The sequence below is a fragment of the uncultured Friedmanniella sp. genome, from assembly GCF_964244285.1.
Lineage (GTDB): Bacteria > Actinomycetota > Actinomycetes > Propionibacteriales > Propionibacteriaceae > Microlunatus.
This window is the reverse complement of the sequence record NZ_CAXTHT010000004.1, coordinates 428,637-442,662: the sequence shown is the minus strand read 5'-3', so window position 1 is coordinate 442,662 and position 14,026 is coordinate 428,637. Positions and strand designations below refer to the sequence as shown.

Sequence of the window (14,026 nt, the reverse complement as noted above, 5' to 3'; positions counted from 1 at the left end):
TCAGCCTGACCAAGTCGGCGGGCACCCCGGTCGACGTGAACAGCAACGGCCGGGTGGACGCCGGCGACACCGTCGCGTACAGCTTCGCCGTCACCAACACCGGTGCGCAGACGCTGAGCGGCCTGGTGATCGTGGACGCCAAGGTCGGAGCCACCGGCTGCCCGGTCACCTCCCTGGTCCCGGGGGCCAGCACGGTCTGCACCACCACGGCCCCGTACGTGGTCACCCAGGCCGACGTGAACGCCGGCTCCGTGGCCAACACCGCCACGGCGACGGGCCGCAACCCGGCCAACGCCCTGATCAGCTCGAACGCCTCTGCCACGGCCACCCCGACCTCCACGCTGGCGACGCTCGCCCTGACCAAGACCGCCGGGACCCCGGTCGACGTCAACACCAACGGCCGGGTCGACGCCGGGGACCGGATCTCCTACACGTTCGGGGTGACGAACACCGGCGACCAGACGCTGGCCACGGTGGCGGTCGTCGACGCCAAGTTGTCAGGAGGGGGGGCCGGCGCCATCGCGTGTGCGGCGACGACGCTCGCCCCCGGAGCGTCGACCACGTGTGCGACCACCGCGGCCTACACCATCACCCAGGCCGACGTGGACGGCGGTGCGGTCAACAACACCGCGAGCGCGACGTCGAGGAACCCGGCCGGGGCCACGGTCACCTCCAATCCGGCCTCGACCTCGAGCACGACCTCGACCACCTCGACGCTGAGCCTGACCAAGACGGCCGGGACCCCGAGCGACGTGAACGCCAACGCCCGCGTCGATGCGGGGGACCGGGTGGCCTACAGCTTCCTGGTCACCAACACCGGCGCCCAGACGATCACGAACGTGGCGATCGTGGATGTGAAGGTGGGCGCGACCAGCTGCCCGGCCTCGTCCCTGGCGCCGGGGGCGTCCACCACCTGCACCACGACGGCGGCCTACACCATCGGCCAGGCCGACGTCGACGCCGGCACGGTGGCCAACACCGCGACCGCGACGGGGCGCAACCCCGCGAACGTCGGCGTGACCTCGAACGCGTCCAGCACCAGCACGCCGACCTCGCAGGCGTTCACCCTCAGCCTGGCCAAGACGGCGGGAACGCCGACCGACGTCAACGGCGACGGTCGGACCGACGCCGGGGACCGGATCGGCTACACGTTCACGGTCACCAACACCGGCGCCGTGACCGCGACGACGGTGGCGATCGTGGACCTGAAGGTCGGCGCCACGACGTGTGCGGCGACCACGCTGACCCCGGGCCAGAGCACCACCTGCGCGACCAGCACCGACTACACGCTCACCCAGGCCGACGTCGACACCGGCGCGGTGAACAACACCGCGACGGCGACCGCGCGCAACGTGGCCGGTACCGCGACCGCGACCTCGAACAGCGCTGCCACCTCCACCCCGACCTCCACCAGCTCGACGCTGCTGCTCACCAAGTCGGCGGGCACCCCGGTCGACGTCAACGCCAGCGCACGGGTCGACGCCGGCGACACGGTCGGCTACACCTTCCTGGTCACCAACACCGGCGCCCAGACCGTCACCGGTCTCGCCATCACCGACGGGAAGGTCGGGGCCACCAGCTGCCCGGCGACCACGTTGGCCCCGGGCGCCTCGACCACCTGCACCACCACGGACCCCTACGTGATCACCCAGGCCGACGTGAACGCCGGCTCGGTCGCCAACACCGCCACCGCGACCGGACGCAACCCCGCCGGAGCGGCCGTCACCTCCAACGCCTCGAGCACCTCCACCCCGACCTCGACCGTGGCCACCCTCAGCCTGACCAAGGCCGCCGGTACGCCCGTCGACGTCAACGCCAACGGTCGCATCGACACCGGCGACACGATCTCCTACCGCTTCACCGTCACCAACACCGGCGCGCAGACCATCACCTCGGTGGCCGTCGCCGACGCGAAGCTGCTGGGTGGGGGAGTGGCCACGACCTGCCCGGCCACGACGCTGGCGCCCGGGGCGAGCACCACCTGCACCACGACGACGGCCTACTCGATCTCCCAGTCCGACGTGGACGCCGGTGCGGTCACCAACACCGCGACGGCCACCGGTCGCAACCCGACCGGCGGTCCGGTCATCTCGAACGCGTCCTCGACCGCGGTCCAGGCCTCCGCCGTCTCGAGCCTGAGCCTGACCAAGACCGCGGGAACCCCGGTCGACGTGAACAGCAACGGCCGGGTCGACGCCGGGGACCGCATCTCCTACACGTTCGGCGTCACCAACACCGGCTCGGTGACCATCACCGGCGTGGCCGTCACCGACGCCAAGCTCGCGACCGGCGGAGCGGGCGCCGCCACGTGCCTGGTGACCACCCTGGCTGCCGGAGCCGGAACCACCTGCAGCACGGCCCCGTACACGATCACCCAGGCCGACGTGGACGCGGGTGCGGTGGCCAACACCGCCACCGTGGCCGGCCGCGACCCGTCGAACGTCGTCGTGACCTCCGACCCCGCCAGCACCAGCACCCCGACCTCGACCACCTCGAGCCTGAGCCTGGTCAAGTCCGCCGGGACGCCGACCGACGTGAACGGGAACGGCCTGACCGACGCCGGCGACCAGGTGCCGTACAGCTTTGCCGTGACCAACACCGGTGCGGTCACCCTGAACACCCTGGCCATCGTGGACGCGAAGCTCGCGACCGGCGGGGCGATGGCGACCTGCCCGGTCACCACGCTGGCCCCCGGAGCCTCCACGACCTGCGCCACGAGCGTCCCGTACGCGATCAGCCAGGCCGACGTGGACTCCGGCGCCGTCACCAACACCGCCACGGCGCGGGCCAAGAACCCGGCGGGCACGACCGTCAGCTCCGCCGGCTCGAGCGCGACCGTGCCCACGGCCGCGACGACCGCCCTGGAGCTGACCAAGAGCGTCAACAGCCGGGTCGACGTGAACAGCAACGGCCGGATCGACGCCGGTGACACCCTCGCCTACAGCTTCGTGGTGGAGAACGCCGGCACGCAGACCGTCACCGCGGTGGCCATCGCCGACCCGTCGCTCGCGGGTGAGGGAGTCACCACCAGCTGCCCGGCCACCACGCTGGCCCCCGGCGACGCGATCACCTGCACGACGACCACCCCGTACGTCATCACCCAGGCCGACGTGGACGCCGGGTCGGTCGACAACACCGCCACGGTGACGGGCCGCGACCCGGCCGGCGCCGCCGTCACCTCCGAGCCCTCGTCGACCTCGACGTCGACCGCGACCACCTCGACCCTCAGCCTCACCAAGAGCGCCGGCGCCCCGGTCGACGTCAACGGCAACGGCTACGTCGACGCCGGCGACACGATCGCCTATAGCTTCGCCCTCACCAACACCGGTGCCCAGACCCTCACCGGGCTGTCCATCACCGACGCGAAGGTCGGTCCGACCTCCTGCCAGACGACCACCCTGGCGCCCGACGCGTCGACGAGCTGCACGACCGTCTCGCCGTACGTCATCACCCAGGCCGACTCCAACGCCCGGGTCGTGAACAACACCGCCACCGCCTCGGCCACCGCGCCGGGCGGCGGCGCGGTCACCTCGAACCCCTCCTCGACCAGCACCCCGACCAGCACCCTGCGGCGGATCCTGCTCGACAAGATCGCCGACACGCCCGTCGACGTCAACATCAGCGGCTCGGTCGACGCCGGCGACACCATCGCCTACCGCTTCGTCGTCACGAACCAGGGTCTGCAGACCATCGGGACGCTGGCCATCAACGACGCTCGAGTCGGGCCGACAACCTGCCCGGTCACCTCGCTGGCGCCCACCGCCAGCACCACCTGCACCACGACCGACCCGTACGTCGTGCTGCAGGCCGACGTCGACGCCGGCACCATCGACAACGTCGCGACTGCGACGGCACGCGGTCCGCTCGGCACCCTGATCACCTCGAACGCCGACGCCACCTCGACGCCGACCTCCACGACGGCGACGCTGAGCCTGACCAAGACCGCCGGCACGCCCACCGACACCGGAAACGACGGCCGGGTCGACACCGGCGACGGCCTGTCGTACACCTTCACCGTCAGCAACACGGGCAGCCAGACGGTCACGGGCGTCGCCGTCTCCGACCCCAAGCTCTCCGCCGCGGGGGTCCAGGCGAGCTGCCCGGACACCACGCTGGCGCCGAGGGCCTCGACCACCTGCACGACCACGGACCCCTACCTGATCACCCAGGCCGACGTGGACGCCGGAGCCGTCACGAACACCGCCACCGTGACCGGGCGCAACCCGGCCGGCGGCACGGTGACCGCGAGCAGCTCCACGAGCACGCCCACCAGCGCGGTGGGCACCCTCCTGTTCGACAAGTCCGCCGGCGAGCCGGTCGACGTGAACGGCAACGGCCAGACCGACGCCGGCGACCGGATCACCTACACCTTCACCGCCACCAACACGGGCACGCTGACCCTGAACCTGCTGACGGTCAACGACAACCGGGTCACCGCCGCCTGCTCGGCCACCACGATCGCGCCGGGAACCACCTCCACCTGCACCGGCAGCTACGTGATCACCCAGGCCCAGGTCGACGCCGGCGCGGTGAGCAACAGCGCCACGGCCACGGCTCGCCGCCCCGACGGGACGTCGGTCACCTCCAACGGTGACACCACCACCACCTCGACCACCACCACGTCGACGCTGAGCCTGACCAAGTCCGCCGGCACGCCCACCGACACCGGGAACGACGGCCGGGTCGACGTGGGTGACGCGGTCTCCTACTCGTTCTTCGTCACCAACACCGGCGTGCAGACGATCACCGGGGTCGCGATCGTGGACGGCAAGGTCGGGCCCACCACCTGCCCGGTCACGACGCTGGCGCCGGGGGCGTCCACCACCTGCACCACGACTGACCCGTACGCGCTCAGCCAGGCCGACGTGAACGCCGGCACGGTGGACAACACGGCCACCGCAACGGGTCGGAACCCGGCCGACCAGCTGGTGACGTCGATCAGCTCCTCGACCTCGACCCCGACCTCGACGCTGGCCACGGCGACCCTGACCAAGACCGCCGGCACGCCGGTCGACATGAACGGCAACGGGCTGACCGACACCGGGGACCGGATCTCCTATGAGTTCCTGGTCACGAACACCGGGGTCCAGACCCTGACCTCACTCGCCATCGTCGACGCCAAGGTGGGGCCGACGACCTGCCCGGTCACGACGCTGGCCCCGGGCGCGTCGACCACCTGCACGACGGTCGACCCCTACCCGATCACCCAGGCCGACGTGGACGCCGGCGCGGTGAACAACACGGCCATGGCGATGACGAGGAACCCCGCCGGCGCGACCGTCACCGCGAACGCGTCCTCGACGTCGACGGCGACCTCGACGGCGGCGACGCTGAGCCTGACCAAGACGGCCGGCACCCCGACCGACGTGGACGGCGACGGCCGGGTCGACGCCGGTGACCGGCTGCCGTACACCTTCGTCGTCACCAACACGGGCGCGCAGACCCAGACCCAGATCGCCATCACCGACGCGAAGGTCGGCGCGACCACCTGTTCGGCCACCACCCTGGCGGCCGGGGCATCGACCACCTGCACCACGGTGGCTCCCTACGTGATCACGCAGGCCGACGTCGACGCCGGCACCGTCGACAACTCCGCCACCGCGACCGGCCGCAACCCGGCGAACGTCGTGACCGTCTCGAACGCGTCCGCGGTCTCCACAACGACCAGCACCGAGACCAGCCTGCTGTTCGACAAGGCGGCCAGCACCCCGGTCGACGCCAACGCCGACGGCCGGATCGATGCCGGCGACCAGGTCCCCTTCACCTTCACCGTCACCAACACCGGGGTGCAGTCCCTGACCCAGCTCGCCGTCGTCGACACCAAGTCCACGGCCACCTGTCCGGTCAGCACGCTGGCGCCCAGCGCTTCCACCGTCTGCAGCGGCGCCCACCTGATCACCCAGGCCGACGTCGACGCAGGCGCCGGTGACAACACCGCCTACTCGACCGCCCGGCGCCCCGACGGGTCCACGGTCACCTCCAACAGTGACTCCACCTCCCTGGCCACGATCCCCGACGCCACCCTCAGACTGACCAAGTCCGCGGACACCCCCGTCGACACCAACGCCGACGGCCGGGTCGATGCCGGCGACCGGATCGGCTACAGCTTCCTGGTCAGAAACACCGGTTCCCAGACCATCAGCGGCCTCGCCATCACCGACCCCAAGGCGGGCTCGACGACCTGCCCGACCACCACCCTGGCCCCGAACGCGAGCACCAGCTGCACGACGACAACCGCCTACACCATCACCCAGGCCGAGGTGGACGCCGGGTCCGTCGACAACTCCGCCATCGCCGCCGGTCGCGGCCCCGCCGGAGACATCGTCAGCTCCGACGCATCCGTGACCAGCACGCCGACCTCGACGGCGTCGACGGCCACGCTGACCAAGAGCGCCGGAACCCCGACCGACGTGAACGCCAACGGTCGCCTCGACGCCGGTGACCGCCTGCCGTACACCTTCGCCGTCACCAACACGGGGGCGCAGACGCTGACCGCCCTCGTCGTCGATGACCCGAAGGCGGGGACGACGACCTGCCCGGCCACCAGCCTGCTGCCCGGCGCGAGCACCACCTGCCGCACGGTCGACCCGTACGTGGTCACCCAGGCTGACGTCGACGCGGGTGCGGTGAACAACACCGCCACCGCGACGAGCCGCAACCCGGCCGGGACGACGGTGACCACCCTCGCGTCCTCGACCTCGACGCCGACCTCCACGGCGGCGACGCTGACCCTGGCCAAGACCGCGGGCACCCCCGTCGACACCGACGCCGACGGCCGGATCGACGCGGGCGACGGGCTGCCATACGCGTTCGAGGTCACCAACACCGGCGTCCAGACGCTGACGGGGGTGGCGATCACCGACGCCAAGCTCACCGCCGCGGGCGTCGCCACCACCTGTCCGGTCACCACGCTGGCCCCGGGAGCCTCGACCACGTGCACCACCGTCGACCCCTACCTGATCACCCAGGCGGAGGTGGACGCCGGGGCGGTGCTCAACGCGGCGACGGCCGCGGGGCGGAACCCGGCCAACGAGGTGGTCACGTCCGACGTCTCGACCACCCGTACCGCCACCAGCACCGCGACCAGCCTGCTGTTCGACAAGGCCGCCGGCACCCCGAACGACACCAACGCCAACGGCCGGATCGACGCCGGCGACCAGGTTCGATTTACCTTCACCGTGACCAACACCGGGGTGCAGACCCTGACCCAGCTCGCGGTCGCCGACAACCGCTCCACGGCCACCTGCCCGATCACCACCCTGGCGCCGGGAGCCACCACCGCCTGCTCCGGCGTCCACGTCATCACCCAGGCCGAAGCCGACGCCGGGGCCGGTGACAACACCGCCTCCTCGACCGCCCGGCGCCCTGACGGGACCACCGTCACGTCCAACAGCGACTCCACGTCCTCGACCGCCGTCCCGGACGCCAACCTCAGCCTGGCCAAGGCCGCCAACACTCCGGCCGACGTGAACGGCGACAGCCGCGTCGACGCGGGTGACACCGTCGGCTACTCGTTCTTCGTGACGAACACCGGCTCCCAGACGGTCACCGGAGTCGCGATCACCGACCCGTTGGTGGGGTCGACGACCTGCCCGGCCACCACGCTGGCCCCGGGAGCCTCGACCACCTGCACCACCTCGAGCCCGTACGTGATCACCCAGGCCGACGTGGACGCCGGCGCCGTCGACAACTCCGCCACCGCTGCCGGGCTCAGCCCGGCCGGGGCGACCGTCAGCTCCGCCGCCTCGTCCACGACCACCCCGACCTCGACGGCGGCGACGGCCACGCTGACCAAGAGCGCCGGGACCCCGACCGACGTCAACGGCAACGGTCGCCTCGACGCCGGCGACCGGCTGCCGTACACCTTCGCCGTCACCAACACGGGGGCCCGGACGCTGACCGCCCTCGTCGTCGATGACCCGAAGGCGGGGACGACGACCTGCCCGGCCACCACGCTGCCGCCCGGGGCGAGCACCACCTGCACGACGACCGCCCCGTACGTGGTCACCCAGGCCGACGTCGACGCCGGCGCGGTGAACAACACGGCGATGGCGACGTTGCGCAACCCCGCCGGCGCGACCGTCACCGCCAACGCGTCCTCGACGTCGACGCCGACGTCGGTCATCGCCACGCTGAGCCTGACCAAGACGGCCGGGACGCCGACCGACGTCAACGGCAACGGCCGGGTCGACGCCGGTGACCGGCTGCCGTACACCTTCGTCGTCACCAACACGGGCGCGCAGACCCAGACCGCGGTGGCCATCACCGACGCGAAGGTCGGTGCCACCAGCTGCCCGGCCACCACGCTGCTGCCCGGCGCCGCGACCACGTGCACCACGGTCGCGCCCTACACGATCACCCAGGCCGACGTCGACGCCGGCGCCGTGCTGAACTCCGCCACGGCGACCGGCCGCAACCCCGCGAACGTCCGGACCGCCTCCAACGTCTCCACCACCTCCACCCCGACCTCGACGGCCCGGACCCTCACCCTGACCAAGACCGCCTCCGCGGCGACCGACGTCGACCGCGACGGTCGCGTCGAGGCCGGGGACGCGCTGTCCTACACCTTCGTGGTCACCAACACCGGCGCCCAGACCCTGACCGCGGTCGCCGTCATGGACGCCAAGCTCACGGCCGCCGGGGTGGCGACGACCTGCCCGGCCACCACCCTGGCCCCCGGAGCCTCGACCACCTGCAGCACCACGAGCCCGTACCTGATCACCCAGGCCGACGTGGACGCGGGCTCGGTGGACAACACGGCCACCGCGGCCGGCCGGGACCCGGCCGGCGGCGCCGTCACCTCGGACGGCTCGTCCACCTCGACCCCGACGACGCTCACCAGCACGAGCACCCTGGCCAAGTCGCACCGCGTCCCGACCGACGTCAACGCCAACGGCCGGGTGGACGCCGGAGACCGGATCGCGTACTCGTTCCTGGTCACGAACACGGGCACCCAGACGCTGACCTCGCTGGCCATCGTCGACGGCGCCCTCCCCGGCGGGGTGGGCGCGACTACCTGTCCGGTCACGACCCTGGCACCAGGGACGAGCACGACCTGCGCCACCACCGACCCGTACGTCATCACCCAGGCCGACGTGAACGCCGGGACGGTGGACAACACCGCGACCGCGACGAGTCGCAACCCGGCCGGCCAGCTGGTCACCTCGAACGTCTCGGTCGACTCGACGCCGACCTCGACGCTGGCCACGGCGACCCTGACCAAGACCGCGGGCACGCCGACCGATGTGAACGCCAACGGCCGGGTGGACGCAGGGGACCGGATCGCCTACACGTTCGCCGTCACCAACACCGGGGTGCAGACGCTGACCGCGCTGGCCATCGTGGACGGGAAGCTCTCCGGTGCGGGGGCCGCCACGAGCTGCCCGGTCACCACGCTGGCGCCGGGGGCCTCGACGACCTGCACCACCGACGTCGCCTACACCGTCACCCAGGCTGACGTGGACGCCGGTGCGGTGCTGAACTCCGCGACCGCGACCACCCGCAACCCGGCCGGTGCGACGGTGACCACCAACGCCTCCGCCACGTCGACGTCGACCTCGACGGCGTCCGCGCTGAGCCTGGTCAAGACCGCCGGCACCCCGACCGACGTCGACGCCGACGGCCGGGTCGACGCCGGCGATGGGCTGCCGTACACCTTCGTGGTCACCAACACCGGCGCCCAGACGCTGACCGCGGTGGCCATCGTCGACGCCAAGCTCTCCGGCGCGGGGGTCGGCACGAGCTGCCCGGCCACCACGCTGGCGCCCGGGGCCTCGACCACCTGCACCACGGACGCGCCGTACGCGATCACCCAGGCCGACGTCGACGGCGGCGCAGTGGCGAACTCGGCGACCGCGAGAGGTCTCAACCCGGCCGGGGCCGCCACCACCTCCGACGCCTCGACCACCTCCACCCCGACCTCGACCGTGGCGACGCTGCGGCTGGACAAGGCCGCGGCCCCGCCGACCGACGTGAACCGCGACGGTCGGGTGGACGCGGGCGACCGGATCGCCTACACGTTCACCCTCACCAACACCGGAGCGGTCACCCTGCGCAGCGTCGCGGTGGCCGACGACCGGGTCACCCCGTCCTGCCCGGTCGCCGGCCTCGCGCCCGGAGCGACGACGACCTGCACCGCGACCTACACGATCAGCCAGGCCGACGTGAACACCGGCACCGTCGACAACACCGCGACCGCGACCAGCCGCAACCCCGCCGGCGCCACCGTCACCTCGAACGCCGACTCGACCTCCACCTCAGCCACCACGACCTCGACGTTGACGCTCACCAAGTCCGCCGGCACCCCGACCGACGTCAACGGCGACAGCCGGGTCGACGCCGGGGACCGGATCGCCTACACCTTCGTGGTCACCAACACCGGCACCCAGACGGTCACGGGTCTCGCGATCGCGGACGGGAAGGTCGGCGGTACCACCTGCCCCACCACGACGCTGGCCCCGGGGGCGACCACCAGCTGCACGACGACCACCGCCTACCCCGTCAGCCAGGCCGACGTGGACGCCGGCACGGTGGACAACACCGCGACCGCGACGGGGCGCAACCCCGCCCTCGCGACGGTGACGTCGAACAGCTCCTCGACCTCGAGCCCCACCTCGACCCTGGCCACCGCGACGCTGACCAAGTCCGCCGGCACGCCCACCGACGTGAACAGCAACGGGCGCGTGGACGCCGGCGACCGCCTGCCGTACAGCTTCGTCGTCACCAACACGGGCGCCCAGACCCTGACCGCGCTGGCCATCGTGGACGCCAAGCTGTCCGGTGGCGGGGCCGCGACGACGTGCCCGGCCACCACCCTGGCCCCGGGTGCCACCACGACCTGCACCACCACCACCGCCTACACGGTGACCCAGGCCGACGTGGACGGCGGGGCGGTGCAGAACACGGCGACCGCGACCGGCCGGAACCCGGCCGGGGCCACCATCACCACCAACGCGTCCGCCACGTCGACGGCCACCTCCACCCTGGCCACGCTCAGCCTGACCAAGAGCGCCACGACCCCGACCGACCCCAACGGCAACGGCCGCGTCGACGCGGGCGACCGGATCACCTATCGCTTCGCCGTGACCAACACCGGCGCCCAGACGGTCACGTCGCTGGCGGTGGTCGACGGGAAGGTCGGGGCGACGACCTGCCCCGCGACGACCCTGGCGCCCGGGGCGAGCACCACCTGCGCCACGGCTGCGGCGTACTCGATCACCCAGGCCGACGTCGATGCCGGCACCGTCGCCAACACCGCCACGGTGACCGGGCGCAACCCGGCCGGGGCCGCCGTCACCTCGAACGCCTCGTCGACGGCCACGCCGACCTCGACGGCCCGGACGATCCTGCTGGCCAAGACCGCCGGGGCGCCCACCGACGTCAACGGCAACGGGCGGGTCGACGCCGGCGACCAGCTGCCGTACACCTTCGCCGTCACCAACACCGGCGCCCTGACGCTGACGACGCTGACCATCGTGGACGCCAAGCTCGCGGCCGGCGGGGTGGCGACGACCTGCGCGGCCACCACCCTGGCCCCCGGCGCCTCGACCACCTGCGCCACCACCACCCCCTACGTGATCACCCAGGCCGACACCGACACCGGAGCCGTGGCCAACACGGCCACGGCCACGACCCAGGACCCGGCCGGAGGCACGGTCACCTCGAACCCCGCCTCCACCTCCACGCCCACCGCGGCCATCGCCACCCTCAGCCTGACCAAGTCCGCCGGGACCCCCGTGGACGTCAACGGCAACGGCCGGACCGACGCCGGTGATGCCCTGCCGTACCGCTTCCTGGTCACCAACACCGGCAGCCAGACCATCACCGCCGTGGCGATCGCCGACGTCAAGGTGGGCGCCACCACCTGCCCGGCCGCCACGCTGGCGCCGGGGGCGAGCACGACCTGCGCCACGACGACCCCGTACGTGATCACCCAGACCGACGTGGACGCCGGCACGGTCGCCAACACCGCGAGGGCGACGGGCCGCAACCCGGCCGGCACGGCGATCACCTCGGCCACCTCCTCGACCGCGACGCCGACCTCCACCACGGCTGGGCTGCGGCTGAACAAGGCCGCCGGCGCCCCCGTCGACGTCAACGGCAACGGCCGCACCGACGTCGGCGACCGGGTGCCGTACACGTTTGCCGTCACCAACACGGGCGTCGTCAGCCTCACCAACCCGGCCATCGCGGACGCCCGCGTCACCGCGGTCTGCAACCCCACCAGCCTGGCCCCGGCGGCCAGCACCACCTGCACGGCCACGTACACCCTCCGCCAGGCTGACGTGGACGCCGGGACCGTGGACAACACCGCGACCGCCACGGGCCGGACCCCTGCCGGGGCCACGACGATGTCGAACCCCGACAGCACCAGCACCGCGACGACCACCCTGACCGGGCTCAGCCTGACCAAGACCGCCGGCACCCCCGTGGACCTCAACAGCAACGGCCGCGTCGACGCGGGCGACCGCGTCCCCTACACCTTCGCGGTCACCAACACCGGCGCCCAGACGCTGAGCTCGGTGGGCATCACGGACACCAAGCTCAGCGGCGGGGGAGCGGCGACCAGCTGCCCGGCCACCACGCTGGCCCCGGGAGCCTCCACCACCTGCACCACCACGACGCCGTACACCCTCACCCAGGCCGACGTGGACGCCGGCTCGGTCGCCAACTCCGCCACCGCGACCGGCCGCAACCCGGCCGGCTCCGTCGTCGCCTCGAACACCTCCACCGCGACCATCCCGACCAACACCGTGGCCACGCTGACCCTGACCAAGACCGCGGGCGCCCCGGTGGACACGAACGCCGACGGCCGGGTCGACGCCGACGACCGGGTGCCGTACACGTTCGCCGTCACCAACACCGGGGCCCAGACCCTGCGGACCGTGACCGTGGTCGACCCGAAGCTCACCGGTGCGGGGGCGGCGACCAGCTGCCCGACGACCACCCTGGCTCCCGGCGCGTCGACGACCTGCACGACGACGGTCGCCTACGCCATCACCCAGGCCGACGTGGACGCCGGTGCGGTGAGCAACACCGCCACCACCAGGGCCGTGGACCCGGCGGGGAACACCGTCACCTCCAACGCCTCGAGCACGGCGACCCCGACGGCCACCGCCACCACGGTGACCCTGACCAAGACCGCCGGCGCCCCGGTGGACGCCAACACCGACGGCCGGGTCGACGCCGGCGACCGCCTGCCGTACACGTTCGCGGTCACCAACACCGGCGCCACCACGGTGCGCAACGTCACGGTGGCCGACGCGAAGGTCGCGGCGGTGAGCTGCCCGGCCACCACGCTGGCCCCCGGCGCCGCGACCACCTGCACCGCCACCTACGTGATCACCCAGGCCGACGTCGACGGCGGCGCCGTGCTGAACTCGGCCACCGCCTCGGCCACTGGCCCCGGGGGAGCGACCGTGACGTCGCCGGCCTCCAGCACCCGGACCCCGACCTCGACGACCGCGACGCTGACCCTGGCCAAGACGGCCGGTCGGCCCGCGGACGCGAACGCCTCCGGCCGGATCGACGCGGGTGACACCGTGGGCTACACCCTCGTCACCACCAACACCGGTGCCGTCACCCTGACCCGGGTGGTGGCCTCGGACGCCCAGCTGCCCGGCTGCGCCCCGGTCTCCCTGGCCCCCGGGCAGAGCACCACCTGCACCGGCACCTACACCCTGACCCAGGCCGACCTCGACCGCGGCCGCCACGACAACAGCGCCGGGGCCACGGGCCGGACCCCCGGCGACCTGGCGGTGTCCTCGAACACCGCCACCACCTCGACACCGCTCACCGGTGCCGCCACCCTCGGCTTCACCAAGGCCGCCGGCGTCCCGAGCGACGTGAACGCCAACGGCCGGGTCGACGCCGGGGACCGGATCACCTACACCTTCACGCTCACCAACACCGGTACCGTGACCGTCGCCTCCGTCGCCGTGGTGGACCCGAAGGTCGGAGCCGTCAGCTGCCCGGCCACCACCCTCGCGCCGGCCGCCGCGATCACCTGCACCAAGGCCTACCCGAT

1 protein-coding gene (running past one end of the window) is annotated in these 14,026 nt (G+C 72.7%); it reads left to right on the top strand.

Annotated elements, in window-relative coordinates; all coding sequences use genetic code 11:
- Window positions 1-35: 35 nt before the first annotated feature.
- Window positions 36-14,026: the 5' portion of a hypothetical protein gene (locus ACFE7W_RS13135; protein ID WP_375425245.1), read on the top strand. The gene runs 13,153 nt beyond the window's last position; only the first 13,991 of its 27,144 coding nucleotides appear in the window; the start codon lies at window positions 36-38; its stop codon lies off the right edge, out of view.